At 55.5% G+C, this 15,168-nt stretch carries 13 protein-coding genes and 1 pseudogene; 4 read left to right on the forward strand and 10 right to left on the reverse strand.

Annotated features, from left to right (window positions below; translation table 11 throughout):
• Nucleotides 1–40: 40 nt before the first annotated feature.
• Genes EKL30_RS03320 through EKL30_RS03330 form a run of 3 tightly spaced genes read right to left on the reverse strand, consistent with a single transcriptional unit; the run spans nucleotide 41 to nucleotide 3,920 of the window.
• Nucleotides 41–1,990, reverse strand: coding sequence for a DUF3604 domain-containing protein (locus EKL30_RS03320; protein ID WP_199748461.1), 1,950 nt, complete (start codon nucleotides 1,988–1,990; stop codon nucleotides 41–43).
• A gap of 32 nt (nucleotides 1,991–2,022) precedes the next feature.
• The gene (locus EKL30_RS03325) at nucleotides 2,023–3,012 is read right to left on the reverse strand and encodes a HupE/UreJ family protein (protein WP_126705740.1); all 990 of its coding nucleotides are present in this window, start codon (nucleotides 3,010–3,012) and stop codon (nucleotides 2,023–2,025) included.
• On the reverse strand, nucleotides 3,009–3,920 hold the full coding sequence (locus EKL30_RS03330; RefSeq protein WP_126705741.1) for a peptidyl-prolyl cis-trans isomerase: 912 nt from the start codon (nucleotides 3,918–3,920) through the stop codon (nucleotides 3,009–3,011). The genes EKL30_RS03325 and EKL30_RS03330 overlap by 4 nt, the downstream gene beginning before the upstream one ends.
• A gap of 291 nt (nucleotides 3,921–4,211) precedes the next feature.
• On the opposite strand from EKL30_RS03330, the gene EKL30_RS03340 reads away from it, so the two are divergent.
• Both EKL30_RS03340 and EKL30_RS03345 read left to right on the forward strand, forming a co-directional pair.
• Entirely contained in the window at nucleotides 4,212–4,889 is a 678-nt protein-coding gene (locus EKL30_RS03340) for a response regulator transcription factor (RefSeq protein ID WP_126705742.1), read from the forward strand.
• The gene (locus EKL30_RS03345; protein WP_126705743.1) at nucleotides 4,876–6,321 is read left to right on the forward strand and encodes a HAMP domain-containing sensor histidine kinase; all 1,446 of its coding nucleotides are present in this window, start codon (nucleotides 4,876–4,878) and stop codon (nucleotides 6,319–6,321) included. The genes EKL30_RS03340 and EKL30_RS03345 overlap by 14 nt, the downstream gene beginning before the upstream one ends.
• Here the strand turns inward: EKL30_RS03345 and EKL30_RS03350 are convergent.
• Nucleotides 6,315–6,614, reverse strand: a complete 300-nt coding sequence (locus EKL30_RS03350; protein WP_126705744.1) for a hypothetical protein — start codon at nucleotides 6,612–6,614, stop codon at nucleotides 6,315–6,317. The two genes, EKL30_RS03345 and EKL30_RS03350, sit on opposite strands and share 7 nt — an antisense overlap.
• 331 nt (nucleotides 6,615–6,945) lie before the next feature.
• On the opposite strand from EKL30_RS03350, the gene EKL30_RS03355 reads away from it, so the two are divergent.
• Entirely contained in the window at nucleotides 6,946–8,826 is a 1,881-nt protein-coding gene (locus tag EKL30_RS03355) for a potassium transporter Kup (protein WP_126705745.1), read from the forward strand.
• A gap of 328 nt (nucleotides 8,827–9,154) precedes the next feature.
• Here the strand turns inward: EKL30_RS03355 and pcaC are convergent, their stop codons facing one another.
• Genes pcaC through pcaH form a run of 4 tightly spaced genes read right to left on the reverse strand, consistent with a single transcriptional unit; the run spans nucleotide 9,155 to nucleotide 12,323 of the window.
• Entirely contained in the window at nucleotides 9,155–9,553 is a 399-nt protein-coding gene (gene pcaC, locus EKL30_RS03360) for a 4-carboxymuconolactone decarboxylase (protein WP_126705746.1), read from the reverse strand.
• A 56-nt stretch (nucleotides 9,554–9,609) separates the two neighbouring features.
• On the reverse strand, nucleotides 9,610–10,977 hold the full coding sequence (locus EKL30_RS03365; protein ID WP_126705747.1) for a 3-carboxy-cis,cis-muconate cycloisomerase: 1,368 nt from the start codon (nucleotides 10,975–10,977) through the stop codon (nucleotides 9,610–9,612).
• A gap of 41 nt (nucleotides 10,978–11,018) precedes the next feature.
• A complete protein-coding gene (pcaG, locus tag EKL30_RS03370; protein WP_126705748.1) occupies nucleotides 11,019–11,609 on the reverse strand; it encodes a protocatechuate 3,4-dioxygenase subunit alpha in 591 nt (196 codons plus the stop codon).
• A gap of 3 nt (nucleotides 11,610–11,612) precedes the next feature.
• A complete protein-coding gene (gene pcaH / locus EKL30_RS03375) occupies nucleotides 11,613–12,323 on the reverse strand; it encodes a protocatechuate 3,4-dioxygenase subunit beta (RefSeq protein WP_126705749.1) in 711 nt (236 codons plus the stop codon).
• Between the two features lie 97 nt (nucleotides 12,324–12,420).
• On the opposite strand from pcaH, the gene pcaQ reads away from it, so the two are divergent.
• A complete protein-coding gene (pcaQ, locus tag EKL30_RS03380) occupies nucleotides 12,421–13,365 on the forward strand; it encodes a pca operon transcription factor PcaQ (RefSeq protein WP_126705750.1) in 945 nt (314 codons plus the stop codon).
• Nucleotides 13,366–13,578: 213 nt separating this feature from the next.
• Here pcaQ and EKL30_RS03385 read toward each other — a convergent pair whose 3' ends face one another.
• Nucleotides 13,579–14,022: a type II 3-dehydroquinate dehydratase gene (locus EKL30_RS03385; RefSeq protein ID WP_126705751.1), complete on the reverse strand. Its 444-nt coding sequence runs from the start codon at nucleotides 14,020–14,022 to the stop codon at nucleotides 13,579–13,581.
• 29 nt (nucleotides 14,023–14,051) lie between these two features.
• Nucleotides 14,052–15,058 (reverse strand): annotated as a pseudogene (locus EKL30_RS03390) (TRAP transporter substrate-binding protein).
• Between the last annotated feature and the right edge of the window lie 110 nt (nucleotides 15,059–15,168).

Consider the following 15,168-nt stretch of genomic DNA (forward strand, 5'->3'; position numbering starts at 1 on the left):
CTCGGTCAGAAGAACGCGCCTATTTGGCTGCATTGTCAGCTTATGGTGTATACCAAATAGGTGAGGTGTAAGCGCGCTCCTGCAAAGTCATGGTCGTACCAGGCAACGGCTTGGTGCCGAATCGTTTGGCGTCGTACGCGGTCCATCGGGGGGTAGGAATCTCAAGCACACGGCCGTAGTAAAAGGCGGGGTCGCTAGCGCTGAAATCCGGATCCTTCCAAACCGCAATAAGCTCGGATACTCCAATCGTATTGGTCCATGTGGCATTCTCGACGTCTACAGTCGTACCGACATCGGGCAACTTACCTGTTTTCGGGTCTGGGCTTCTATCGCCCGACCAGGCGATGTCGTAGACCTTCTCGTGCAGTTCACCGGCCTTATCTAGCCAGCCCTTAACAATCTGGTAGCGGTCGAGATTGGCGCCTATCGGGTCCTTGAGCGCTGCCACCAGGAAGGTCGGTGCCTTGCCTTCCGGAGCGGCATGCAAATCGCCGCCCATTGGTACACCCTTGGTGTAGCCAACCTGCGCTGGCAGACGACTGTTGGCGTCTTGCTCCTCGAAATCGAAACCACCGAATAAACGAACTGCCATTCGTGGGCCGGTAGTAGCAAAGGTCTCGCGCCGTTCCATGGCGTCGAAGATCGCTTCGCGCGTGTTCTCGGTCGCCCAGACAGCGGCGTACCCCGAGGCTGACACTTCCCAATCCATGATGGTCACGCCGGTCTTCGGGTGGTGGAAAAAGGTTTTGATCATGCGCTCCGGGCTGGGCTCCTGCGGCGTAGTCTTGCCAAAGAAATTTTCTTCCTCCATCGCAGCGAGACCATTATGCGCATCGCTGCTACCAATCAAGCCAAATTTATATGGGTTAGTACCCAACTCTTTTTCGAGCAGCAGACCGCTCTTCAAGCCCGCGCGAGCGTACTCGTACTGAAGCATATCGGTCGTCTTGACCTCACTGCCATCAAGGTTGCCTTTATCCCAGCGTTCGAAATTGGCGAACTCATCGTTGGGTGAGAGAAACGGATGCGCTTCGCCGTCACCTTTGGTTTGTGTGACTTCATAGAGCCGTTCCCACTTGGCGCGTGTCTGAGCATACGCGTTGTCAAATTTCTTACCGAAGGCCTCGACGGTCGGGAACATGCGACCATTGGAGAGGTTGCCATTGTGCGCGATGGCCAGCACGTTACCGCCTGTCTTTTCTTCGTATGCCGCCATCCACTTCCATAAATCCACGGGGTTGTCGCTGCCCAGCGGCTTCATAGTGGTATACGGCTCGACCAGGCTAGCCTTTTCGGCGCTGTCGCGAAAGATGACATTTCGGTGCAGGTTGTTGCCGCCGGTATTCGAGGTCCATTCATAGCCAATAAAGGCAGTGAAGCGGCCGGGATCATTTGCTTCTTCCGCCGCCTTGATGGTTTCCTGCCATGCGCCCTGGTAGGCCGGTGTACCCGGAACTGGCAAGATAGCCTTGGAAATAGTGCCCTTGCCAAAATTCTGAATAATGTCGATAGCGGCATCGGCACCTTTTCCCGAACGGATCATTTCATTCCATTTTCTTCCTTGCGGGTCTGCAAGCATCGGGGGGGCACCAGCCAGAATTTGCGGGAAGAAGCCCATTCCATCGGAATGGTCAGCCACGACAAGAAAGTCGAGCGGACGCGAAAGCTTGGCCTCTTGGCCGTTCGAGGCTGTGACCTGATTGCCCTTAGCAAAGTGATAGGCATCACGTGGCCCAAGCCGCGCGCCAAAGGCTCCGGCATCCATCGAAAATGACGTATGCAGATGCGTATCGCCGAAAAAAGGGCGCGTGGGGTAGTTCCGACCTACATAAGGTGAGTAGATGACCTGGGAGGAGTGCCCCCGCTGTGCAGCCTCCTTGTCGGGTGCGGGAAGTCCGCTTGAACTTTCCTCAGCGGCCAATACTGGCATAGTGAACCCACTGGTAACGAAGATAGCGGCAACGGCCGGTTGTAGCAATCGGATTTTCATGTCGACCCCCTAAGGGTTAAGTCCTAACATGGTTAGAAGGCAGCGATGCGTTGGAAAACCCAAAACATTGCCACGCCGCCGATGGCGTAGGGCGGGATAAGTCCAGACCAGCGGGGAAAACGAAACCGCACGCGTCGGATCAGCCAAATCACGCCCAGAACAACAGCAATAAACAGCAGCTGACCGACTTCCACGCCTATATTGAAGAACAGCAGCGCCATCGGGATGTTCCCCGTCGGCAAGCCGACCTGGCTCAGGGCACCAGCGAAGCCGAATCCATGCAGCAGACCAAAGATAAACGCGACGATCCATGGAGCGCGGGCGTAAAGTCCCTCACGTCCATTTCGACCACGAATAATTTCCGCAGCGACAAACACGATAGAAAGGGCGATCACTGCCTCGACGGGCGGCACCGGAACGCGCACCCAGCCCAGCGTCGCGGCGGCCAAGGTGCAGCTGTGGGACAAGGTGAACGCGGTAATCGTGCCCAGCAACCGCTTCCAGTCGATAGCGATAAGCACTAGAGCTAGGACGAACAGCAGATGGTCTACGCCCAATAAGATATGTTCGACACCGAGCTTCAGGTACTCCGTGGCGACAGACCATTGCGACTGCCGAGCAGGAATCGTCGCGGCTGGTTCTTGCGGCGTTAGCCGACGCAGCCAGTCTGTGCCATCGGTGAACTCAATGCGGACGAGTGTATCTGTCATCGTTGCATCAAGCCCCTGGATGCGTAGCGCCTGACCCCGCAAGGTCTGCTTGGTGCTAATCCGCCAAGTCTGTATTGCTGCACCCCCTCTGGTGCGCGTCGCGACGGGCGTGACATTCTCGACGCTCGCAGAGAACACTGGCGAAAGTGCTAGGCGCATCTCGCCACGCATGGGTGTCTTCCAAAGCACAGCAAACTCGCCGGACGGGAGTTCACGCAACTCTAGATAAGCTGGTCGCACTTCATGCGTGTAGGAGGGGAGTGGGGCGAATAGCACCACCAATAACACGAGTACGCGCCAGTAAATAGTCATCTGCCTGGACCCGTATGGACCACCAGAGGATCAATCAGCGTCTCGACACTTTCGTCTACTTCTACATTGTATTTTTTGCGCAGGTCGGCAAAGTAGAGTTCGAGACCTTCCTGACTCCGTTGCTGCTGCCACAAACTGGTCAATTCCTTCTTTACTGCGGAATATTCCTTCGGACGCGCCGCCTGCTTATCCGTCACGTGAACTAGATGCAGCCCTTGTCCCGATTTAATTGGCCCTTGCCAGGTGCCGGTCTCGAATGTGAATACCTGGCGTGCGAACTCCGGCCCCAAGATGCTCGCCACCGTCTGCTCGTCGACAGCGTCAAAGTCATACTGCCCGAGAAACCGGTCGCCAAAATCAGACAGGTTGATCGCAGTCTCAGACTGTGACAACTGAGACAAGACCGTGCGAGCGTCAGCCTGCGCGCGCTCACCGCGACGGTCAAGGTTGAAATAAACGTGGCTGAACGAGATTCGCGCCGGTATCTGGAATCGTTCGAGCTTTGTGGCGTAGAGGCTGTGCAGTTCTTCGTCACTCGGCTCACTTTGCTGCAACGTATCCCGAACCAAAAACTCCATCTTCTGTGCAAGGCGCCTTCGAACAATGGAGTCGTTCTCGTCCAATCCCAAGTCCAATGCCTCACGTGCCAACAACGACTCCTTAAGGTAGTCGGTTATAAGGCCGCGCAGTTCCAAGGGGGTAGGGGGATGTAGCCATTGCCGCGTCCACGTTTCCTTGAGCCAGTTCACATCAGCCGCGCTGACACGAACAATCTGCTTCTCATCGCTGGCTTCTGGATTCATCCAAGAGTACACAGCAAACAGCAGCGCCCCTATAACCAGAAAATGCACAAAAGGTTCTAGTAAGAGGTGCTTTATGGCGCGGAATGCATCGTGGTATTTATTCATTCATCCGGCCCAACACAAACTGTCCGTGGAAGTCGTGCGCTGACTTGCGTCGCAAATGGGCTTAGAGCCAAGCATTCGCCTAATGCAAGATATGCGAAGTTATTATTGCGCTTGAAGGTGGTTTCTACTAGCCCAGTTTTGGTATGTAAATATTTCCAACTGAAGCCGATGAATTTCTATCCGTTCAACGAGATTGAAACGATTTCGCGGCCTCCGCTCCTGTTCATTACCGGCGAGTGAGCGCGTGCTATAGTTTTGGCAACTCCCGCCTTTTTTCGACTCCGCAAACCCATGCGTGTTCTGATCATAGAGGATGACCCGAGGACTGCCGATTACGTGCGTAAAGGGCTGCACGAGGCCGGGCATACGGTCGATCACGCAGCGCAAGTAGTAGAGGGCGAATTTCTCGCCACGAGTGAATCGTTTGACGTAATCGTGGTGGACCGTATGCTCGGTGCTGCGGACGGGCTCGAGCTCTTGGACCGCCTGCGTGCCCGGGGCGTTGTGACGCCCGTACTCATTCTCAGTGCGCTGGGGAAGGTTGATGATCGCATCATTGGATTGCAGCGCGGTGCTGACGACTATCTGGCCAAGCCGTTCGTCTTCGCCGAACTCAATGCGCGCGTCGAAGCACTTGGTCGTCGCAGTGCGACACCGGTCTGGGCCAAGGTGCTGCGGGTCGACGACCTCGAGTTAGATCTATCCCGGCGACGCGTGACCCGCGCTGGCCGTCCGCTCGAAATTCAACCCCGAGAATTTCGTTTGCTCGAGTATCTGATGCGCCACTGCGATCAGGTGGTCACTCGCACGATGCTCCTGGAGAACGTTTGGGACTATCATTTCGACCCCCAGACCAACGTGATTGATGTACACGTGAGTCGCTTGCGTCAAAAGATAGACCATAGCTTCGCTCGACCGCTCATCCATACGGTGCGTGGCGCGGGATACATGCTAAGTGCGCATCCCTAGGCTGCTTCGGACCTCTATCGTCCGCTTCGCGGCGTCTTACACGATCGTCTTCTGCATCTCGGCCGCGCTACTGCTGGGATTTATCTATAACGCGACAGTGCGTGCCATCGACGCGGAAATTGATACTGCGCTCGAAACGGAAATGGCGATCCTCATCGAAGTGAGCTCGCGGTCGGGCTTGGAGGCGCTGATTGACCTCGTCCGCGAACGTAGCGCCGATCCGACCAGGGCTGACAACGCCTATTTGCTTGTCGATGCGGCGCTTCAACCTGTCGCCGGCAATCTGGCCCAGTGGCCCGTTTCGGGCACGCGCCGTTCTGGCCCCTTGTATTTTGAGGTTCAGCGGCAGGAAGAGGGCGTGCTCTTTTCACGTCTCTATCGCGCCCTCACGGTCACACTGCCCGGCTCCGGTCAGCTGCTCGTCGCCCACGACGTACATCGCCGCGTGGGCATTCAGCAGCTCATTTCAAAAGCCTTGGCCTGGGGACTGGCCGCAACCTTAGCGTTGGGCGTGGTGGGCGGCATGTTAAGCGGCCGCGCTTTGTTGCGGCGTCTGGGGACGATCGCCGACACGTCGGCGCGGATCATGGACGGGAATCTCGCCGACCGCATCCCCGTAAGCGGGCAAAGTGATGAGCTGGATCGTTTGGCGGTCCAGCTAAACCGCATGCTCGAGCGCATAGAGCACTTGGTCGAAGGAATGCGTAGCGTCAGCGACAACGTTGCCCATGACCTGCGAGCCCCGCTTACCCGCCTGTATGGCGGGATAGAGACTGCTCTGTTGGGACAGCCTGAGTTGTCGAGCTACCGTAGCGCGCTCGAGCAGGCCCTTTTCGAGACGGATCGTGTGCTGCGTGCGTTCAATGCGGTGATGAGTGTCGCCCAGGCCCGCTCCGGGGTACTGCGCAGTCAAATGCGGCCACTAGACCTGATCGAAGTGGTGGCGGATGCCGTCGATCTCTACGAGCCATCGATAGAAGAACGGGGCCTCGTCCTAGATTTGGCATTTCCGCCCGGCCCGGCGCCGATCCTGGGCCATCGTCAGCTGCTTGCTCAGGCCGTTGTAAACCTGTTGGACAATGCAGTCAAGTTTACTCCGAGCGGCGGCGTATTGCGGGTGAGTGTGACCCGGAGCGATAGCGAGGCCGGGGTCTGCGTCGCTGACACGGGGCCCGGCATCCCCCGCGAGTTGCGCCAGCGGGTGCTTGCACCCTTTGTCCGAGGCAATGACTGCGACGGGGTGCCCGGCAGCGGCCTGGGACTGAGCCTGGTCGCTGCGGTCGCACAGTTGCACCAAGCAAGCCTTGTCCTCGAAGACAATGCCCCGGGATTGCGGGTGACGCTATCCATGCGGCTGGCCTCAGGCCCGCCCCGCGGCTTTCCTACGCGCCGCGGGAGCGTCGGCGATTCCCGAGGATTCACGGCTCAGTGAGCCTTGTTCATAGCTTTCACTCCCAAGTCATTAAGGGCAGTGTGCAGCTTTGCTGTACCCTCGGCGAATTTTCCCTCGGCGCAAAGCATTTTCCCTTCGGAGTAAGCGGTTTGGGACTCCTTAAACTTCTCCGCCTTGGCGTGCGTCTTGGCGGCATTCTGGTACTGGGTTTCAAGCGATTGACAAGTTGAGGCGGTAGGCATACTGGTTTTGGCCGTCTTATCGGCGGCGAATGCCGAGTGGGCCGCGAGCATCGTCAGCGCGGTGGCAATAGCGGTAAGCGTCTTGGTCATGGCAGATTTCCTTTGACTTTCGTGATTAGATGCCTCGGATCTTCGACCCCTCGCATCTACCTACCACTCTAGAGCGTGCCCAATGTACAGAAGGTTTCCGATTCATTACGGATTTTTAATGTCACGCTTTGTGGGCGGGCTAAAGTGTCTACCGGCGCCTTGGATCTAGCTGATTTTATAGCTATCACGTCGTCTTTCGTCCGATATAAGGGCTAATTGATAGCCGCCGGCCACTCACGTTCAACAGCATTGAACTTTGATCTTGAAATGATGCATTAAGCAAGTTCTCTGCGTATGATATTGTCTTATTGATCAAAGATCGAACACTCACATGTCCCAATCGTCAAAGGACAGCCTAAGATCTCTTACGCTTGCGGCCATTGGCATCGTATACGGGGATATCGGCACAAGCCCCCTATACACCATGAAAGAAGTGTTCTCAACAGCGCACTCGAATCGCGTTGAGCTAAACGAAGCAAATTTGTTGGGTGTGGTCTCCTTGATTGTCTGGGGCCTGGCGATAATTGTCTCGCTAAAGTATGTGACGCTGATTCTTCGCGCCAACAATCAAGGTGAAGGCGGGGTCATGGCGCTCATGGCTCTGGCGTTGTCGTCAGTTACCGAAAAATCGCGCTGGCACTATCCCTTAATGCTAGTAGGCTTGATCGGTGCCGCGCTGTTTTATGGTGATGGCGTCATCACACCCGCCATTTCCGTCCTTTCGGCAATAGAGGGGCTCGAAGTGGCGACTCCAGCGCTCAAGCCCTACGTTGTCCCGCTGACCGTAGCGATACTGATAGCCCTCTATGCAGTACAACATAAAGGAACGGCTAGCATCGGTAAATGGTTTGGTCCGATTGTGCTGGTCTGGTTTCTTGTGCTGGCGGGAATGGGCTTGGTTAATATCGTCCAGAACCCCGCCATTCTTGCCGCGCTTAATCCGCTTTATGCTTTGTACTTTTTGATCCACAACAGTTGGGTCGCCTTCTTCGCGCTGGGCGCCATCGTGTTGGCATTCACCGGCGCAGAAGCGCTGTATGCGGATATGGGACATTTTGGTAAAAGCCCCATACGTTTAGCGTGGTTTAGCGCCGTGCTTCCCGCGCTCGCTCTTAATTATCTAGGTCAAGGAGCGCTGCTCTTGTCCCATCCTGAGGCGGTGTCGAATCCCTTTTATCAGCAACTGGGGCCTTGGAGTGTTTATCCCTTGGTCATCATGGCGACCATGGCCACCGTGATTGCATCCCAGGCGACCATTTCTGGGACGTTTTCCATGACGCGCCAAGCTATTTCGCTAGGCCTTTTACCGCGCATGCAGGTACTGCACACTTCGGAACGCGAAAAAGGTCAAATCTACATACCATTTGTTAATTGGCTGCAACTGACTGTTGTCGTGCTGGCGGTGGTGGGCTTCGGATCGTCATCGAAGCTCGCCTCAGCTTACGGCATAGCGGTGACTGCAACGATGCTCATGACCACCATCATGACTTTCTTTGTGATCCGTTATGGCTGGCGGTACAACCTAATGCTCAGCTTGGCTGCCACGGGCTTCTTTTTTTCGATAGATATTGCGTTATTCTCGGCCAATATTAGCAAGATAGCTCATGGCGGTTGGTTTCCGATTTTGCTCGGCGTGATAATGGTTACCATCTTTTTAACCTGGAGAACGGGACGTGCTTTGGTATACGCCAACATACAGAAGCATCTTGTTCCACTCGACGGATTTTTACGGTCGCTGTTTATCAGCCCCCCCACTCGCGTGCCGGGAACCGCCGTTTTTTTCCGTCCGAAAGGCGACGGCGTGCCGCATGCAATGCTGCACAACCTGTTGCATAACAACGTACTTCACGAGCGCACCATTTTTCTGACGGTTCTAGATGAAGATATTCCTTTTGTGCCGGTCGCGAGCAGAATCGGGGTGGAGCCGCTGGGGAACGAATGCTATCAAGTAAATGTGAATTACGGCTTTAAGGACGAGCGCAACCTCCCAGCCGCGCTGGCTTTATGCAAGGATCAGGGGTTAGCGTTTGACATGATGCGCACGTCATTTTTCATCTCGCGCCAGAATGTGATTCCAACCACTGGAGGAGGTATGGCGGACTGGCGGGAGGCATTCTTCGCCCTGATGTCGCGAAATGCTCGGGATGCTGCGGATTATTATCAAATCCCGAGCAATCGCGTCATTGAGTTAGGCACACAAGTTGAGATTTAGACCCTGACTGCTATATAAACATACTGCTCAGGTCTAAACGGAAATAGCGCTCCTCCTTCCTCCGATTACCTGTACAGCAAAAGCATCAAGGGTTGAACAATGAACTTGTATTTGATTTTTGTGTGTTTGTCCTTGGAACTCTAGCCGGCACGATCGTCTTTTTCGCGGTCAGGCAGGGCGAAAGGGAACGCGAAGAAGCGGTGCGGCCGACAAACCGAAGACCGTCCCGGCCTGCACCTGTACCCGCACCATGCCGGGCCACACCACACGCCCACAATCCGCTACCGGTACGACGCGTTCGGTACGCAGCTTGCCCTGGGCATCGACGCTATGCGCCTGGATTCTGTTGTATTGTTGTTTCCGCGAAGATTGTTTGGGCAAGGTGAAAGGCGGAATTCGCCGCTGGCACACCGCAGTAAATGGCGGTCTGCAGCAGCACTTCTTTCACTTCCTCTTCAGACACCCCGCAGTTTTTAGCCGCGTGCAAATGCAGCGCAAGCTCTTCATTCCGATTCAGCGCAACCATCATGGCAATCGTAATCTGGCTGCGAGTCTTGCGCGGCAGGCCGGGGCGGGTCCAGATTTCTCCCCAAGCATAACGGGTGATCAGTTCCTGGAAGTCTGTGGTCAGCGACGTACGGTTGGTCAGCGACTTGTCGACGTGTTTTGTGCCCAATACTTCGCGCCTGACGGACAAGCCTTGTTCGTAACGATCTTTTTCATTCATATTGGTTCTCCGATTCGACGCCCATCAAAGCGGCGAGCGTATTTATATTTATTAAGTTATTGAATCGATGTCCACCTGGCCAGCACGGCATCGACGTAGGGCCCGGATTGTCCGAGGTAGTTCTGGGGTTCGAGCAGCGCTGCAAGCCTGTCTACGGGCAGATGATCCGTGACGCGCTGATCAGAAGAAAGCACCTGGCGCAGCGTGCGCCCGGTTTTGACGGCGTCGCGAGACGCCTCTTCTACGAGACTGTGTGCCTCGAGCCGTCCGATCTTGTCACCCAGGGCCAGCATGATGGCCTCGCCAAGAATGAGGCCGTGCGTCTTGTCCAAGCTGCCCCGCAGGTGCTGTTCATTCACCTCGATGCCCGAAATGATGTCGGCCATGTTGCTGAGGGCGCCGCCAGCGAGCCGGGCCAGCTCCGGTAAGGCGTCCCATTCGCTTTGCCACCCCCCCAAGGCCCGCTCGTGTTCTTGCACCATGCCGCTCAGGATGGTAGAGACAAGGTGGGGCGCACGCAGGGACGCTGTCAGTATTGCAGCGCACTTCACCGGATTTCGCTTATGGGGCATGGTCGAAGAGCCTCCCTGGCCGGGCGCCAATGGCTCTGTTAGTTCTCCGACTTCCGTTTGCATTTGCAGGGAGATGTCGCGCGCTACTTTTCCGAGCGATCCGATCAGAATGCCGAACCAGGCGGCTATTTCCGCGACCCGATCGCGTTGGGTATGCCAAGGTATGTCCGGCAGGTTGAGTCCCAGCGTGTTGGCGAGTGTTGCCGCTACAGCGGGCGCTTTGTCGCCCAAGCTCGCCAGCGTACCGGCCGCGCCGCCGAACTGAAGCACTTCAACCCGCGGTCGCAGCGCTTCCAGGCGTAGGGTATGCCGCATGAGTGTATCCAGACACTGAGCGAATTTTAGGCCTTGTGTAATTGGCAGGGCCTGCTGTAGCCAGGTTCGGCCAGCCATTGGTGTGTCGCGATAACGCCGCGCTTGTTCAGCGAGCGCCCTGCAAAGCCGTTTTAAATCGGGCTGCAGCAAGTTCAGCGCAGACCGCAACTGAAGCACGGTTCCGGTGTCAATGACGTCCTGGCTGGTTGCGCCCCAATGCACATATTTGGCCGCGTCCGGGTTCAAGGTCTTTACGATCGCGGTCAGTTGCTTGACTAATGGAATAGCAATATTGCCCCCCAGCGCTGCGCCGGCCCGTATGGTGTGCGCATCGAAGCGTTCCGCCCGGCAGGCGGCCTCGATGGGCTGCACAGCTTCTTGCGGAATTACACCATGGGTCGCACAGCTTCGGGCGAGGGCGGCCTCTACATCAAGTATCGCCTGCAGCGTGGCCTGAACCGACCACACACCGTTCATGCTTTCGGTGCTCTGGATCAGATCTGTCAGGCGATGTAATTCCCCCGGCGTGTTAGCCATGTCGTTTTCCGGTGTTGTAGCGTGTTGCGTTTTGCTGCACGTCAAAGGTCGAAGAATACGGTTTCTGCGGAACCCTGCAGATGGATGTCGAAACGATAGGTCGGCTTCGAGATGCCATCGATGCGAGATGCGATTAGGGTCTGACGCCGCGTGACGGGTACCGCTGCCAAAACAGGGTCAGTAGTATTCAGCGCCTGCTCATCGTCGAAATACAATCGGGTGTAAGCGTGTAGAAGCATGCCCCGCATCATTACGATGACGTCGATATGGGGCGCTGATACCGCATCGATGCAGCCCGGCTTTATCGTGTCGATAATAAATCTGAGTTCGGGATCCGTGCCGGTGCCCGAGCGTGCAAAACCGGTAAAGCCTGCTGTCTGCGCCTCTTGTACCGACTGAACGTAGCGGCCCTCTGCATTCGCCTGCAGCGTTTCGATCAACGCGTCACCAACCGCCTGTCCGTTCCCATCGTACACATTGCCGACAATCGTGATGTGCTCGCCTATTGCGTCGAAGGCGGCTGCCGCCGGTGTGAACAGGCTGGTCAGTTCATAGTCGTACTGCTGCGGACATAGTCCGTAGGCGAAAAAGGGGCCTACAGTTTGAGAAGGTGTCTGTCTTAGTTGGCGCATGTTTCATTCCGTTGGCGTTTGCTTGGGGCCACGCAGCACGATGTCGAATTCGTAGCCCAGCGCGAAGCCTTCTTCGGTCGCATCGAGCGCGAAGCGTGAAACCAGTAGTTCGCGGGTATGGGCAGGCGTACCCTGGTAAATAGGATCGTAGGAAAGTAAAGGATCGCCAGGGAAGTACATCTGGGTAACGAGCCGCGATCCGAAATACTCGCCAAATAATGAAAAGTGGATATGGTTCGGCCGCCACGCGTTGGCGTGGTTTCCCCAAGGATAAGCGCCAGGCTTGATGGTCAGAAAACGATAACGTCCTTCATTGTCAGTGAGGCAGCGGCCTGCACCGAGAAAATTGGGATCCAGCGGGGCGTCGTGCTGGTCGACTTTATGAACATAACGCCCAGCAGCATTGGCCTGCCATATCTCCACCAGCGTATTGCGCAAGGGCCTGCCGTTTTCGTCCATTACGCGTCCGGTGACAATGATGCGTTCGCCTATCGGGCTGCCATTCTTGGCCGCATTGCGGGTCAAATCGTAGTCCAGCGCACCCAGTGCTTCGGCGCCATACACGGGAACGTGGCGGTTCTTCAGTGACTCCTTCAGTGGAATCAGAGGGAGATTCGGGCTTCGCGAGACGGAGGACCGGTAGTCCGGATACTTATAAGGAGGATGTGCGTCCCAGTCGCGAGGACTTAGAATTATGTCGCTTTCTTGACTCATTTTGCGTCCCCTAAACCAGATATCAGACGTAGAACTATATAGAAGCATAATAGTTATGGAAAATGATGTTTTATGCTTGGTTCCATAACTAAATATTATGCAATATATATTCGCCGCCGGTCGCCTCAAGTTACGGCATCTACAGTGCTTTCTGGCGGTATCGCAAACTAAGAGCGTCCAGCGCGCAGCAGATTCGCTGTCAATCACTCAACCAGCGGTGTCGAAAACACTCAGCGAACTTGAATCCATTCTCGGATTTCGACTGTTCGAGCGAGGGCGACATGGCGCAGCGCTCACCGAAGAAGGCCTTGCCTTTGCGCCTTATGCACAAACCTGTCTGGTGACGCTCAGAGAAGGAATCACCATGCTACGAGAGCGTGGCATGGCCATCCCGGCGAAAGTAGCCATAGGCATATTGCCTACGGTCGCAGCGGTACTGCTGCCTGTAGCAATCAAGACGTTTCGCGAAACGTCATCCACGACATCCGTGCGAATACTCACGGGTGCGAACAGAGAACTTTTGGAGCTGCTCAAATCAGGGGAGGCGGATTTCATCGTGGGCAGACTTGCCGAGCCGGAAGCGATGATGGGCTTGAGTTTCGAGCACTTGTACCGCGAACCTCTGGCCGTAGTTGTACGCGCTGACCATCCGCTTACCCGGGAGGAACGGTTGAGCCCGGCCGCGCTATCTGCGTATCCCCTGGTCGTTCCTCCGCTCGGGACCCTTATCCGACAATCCGCCGAAAGTGTCATCACGGCGTTCGGCTTGAAACCGGAAATCGTACGGTTCGAGACAGTCTCAGTGTCCATGGGCAGGGCGCTTGCGCTGCAAAACGAAGCCGTGTGGTTTGTGCCGTCTAGCGCTGTGGAGGAAGATGTAGCCCGGGGCGTCCTCGAATCGCTGCAGATGCCCTTTGCGGGCACGGATGAACCCATTGGCCTTATCCGCCGTAACGACGTTGGCCTCAATCCAGTGACCGCCAAATTAATAGACTGTGTACGTAATACTGGATTGGAGAGGGAACGGCTGCGGACGCAATGAATTCCGGCATGGCTACCCCACCAACATAGTGTGAAGAGGGGAGAGCTTCACATGTCGGTTTTTACTGCGAGCCGCGGCTTCCATAATTGCCAACATGGCGACAACCATGTTTACCGCAAGGTGCCTAAGCTTAGGCGATGCCGCCGACCCGCCCAGGAATAAAAAGCGGAATAGACAATGCTGTCCAGCCAGACATAAACTTGCCCCTCCTTTTCAGCTTTCGACTTCCCGGGCCAACGCTACGACCCCGCGCAAAGCCAGCAGATAAGAATGGGGCCCCAACCCTTGCACCGTACCTTTGACGGCAGGAGAGATAATGGAATGGCTGCGCCATGGCTCACGGGCTGCAATGTTTGACATATGTACCTCAAGGGTTGGAAATGGCATGGCCTTGATCGCGTCGTGCAATGGCACGCCATGCTGCGTCAGTCCCGCCGGGTTGACCAAAGCGCCACTGGCGTCATCAATATGCTTATGCAGAAAGTCGATAAGCTCGCCCTCGTGATTGGACTGAATCATGTCCAGTTCAACATCAAGCTGCGCCGCCAGCTCCGTCAGCTGTTGGTTGATTTGCGCGAGCGTGGTCGTGCCATAGATATGAGGTTCTCGACGCCCGAACAAATTCAGGTTCGGACCGTGCAAAACAAGAATTTTCATGAGATATTGCGCCGTTTTTCGATTACGTTTTATTTTCGGATTCGAGCAAGCTCGTCGTTGTATAGTTTTACAGTGGTTGGGTCATACCCAGCGGCGAACTTGTCCATGACAGGTTGCGCAATTTTCCGCATACGCGCTTGTTCTGCGGCTGATACATCGTTGTACTGCATGCCGTTGGTCTTGAGCTGCTCGACCGCCTTTAACGCCGCCGCGCGGCTTTGCTTGCGCTGATCGCCTTTGGCTTCTTCGGCGGCCTCATGCATCCATTTTTGTTCGATTGGCGTCAACTTGTCCCAAAAACGTTTGCTGACTAAGACGATGTTGGCGGCATAAACGTGATTGGTTGCGCTAACGTACTTTTGTACTTCGTAGAATTTATTCGACAAGATGACAGAAAAAGGGTTTTCTTGACCATCGACGGCCTTTGCTTCCAACGCTCCATAAAGCTCGGCGAAAGGCATAGTACGGGGTTGGCCTTAAATGCCTGAAAGGTCTCCAGAAACACGGGATTGGGGATGACACGTATCTTCAAGCCGGCAAAGTCTTCCGGCTTGTTGATGGCGTGCTTGCTATTCGTCACATTCCGAAAACCAAGATCCCAGTATCCCAGGGCCACCAAACCTTTTTCGGGCAATTTGGCGATCAGGGCCTGTCCCAGGGGGCCGTCCAGTAGAGCATCCGCTTGCTCGAAGCTACTGACTGAAAAAGGAAAATCAATCAGGCCAAATTCCTTAACAATGCCTGCCAGCGATGTGGTGGCAGGTGCGGTCATTTCCTGGACCCCGCCTTGCAATGCTGACTGCTGCTGCATCTCGTTGCCTAATTGGGACGCGGGGTATTCATTTACTTTAAGCTTGCCACCACTTTTTTCGCGGAGCAGTTCGCTAAAGCGCTTGACACCAAAACTGACGGGGTGGTCTGTATTGTTCAAGTGGCCGAATTTGATGGTGCGCTGCGGAGTTTCTTGCGCCCATGCGCCCGAAGCCGATATATACATGATGGCAAACGCAAAGGTACTGCATAAGACTTTTTTCATGGTTGTCTCCGGAGAATAATCACCATCATCAAATAGGGCCGTTTCCTTATCTGCAATGGTTTGGTTTTAGTTATAGCTAATGGTTCGCGCAGAATAGCACAAAAATGGAA

It is taken from the genome of Candidimonas sp. SYP-B2681, from assembly GCF_003971065.1.
Lineage (GTDB): Bacteria > Pseudomonadota > Gammaproteobacteria > Burkholderiales > Burkholderiaceae_B > Pollutimonas.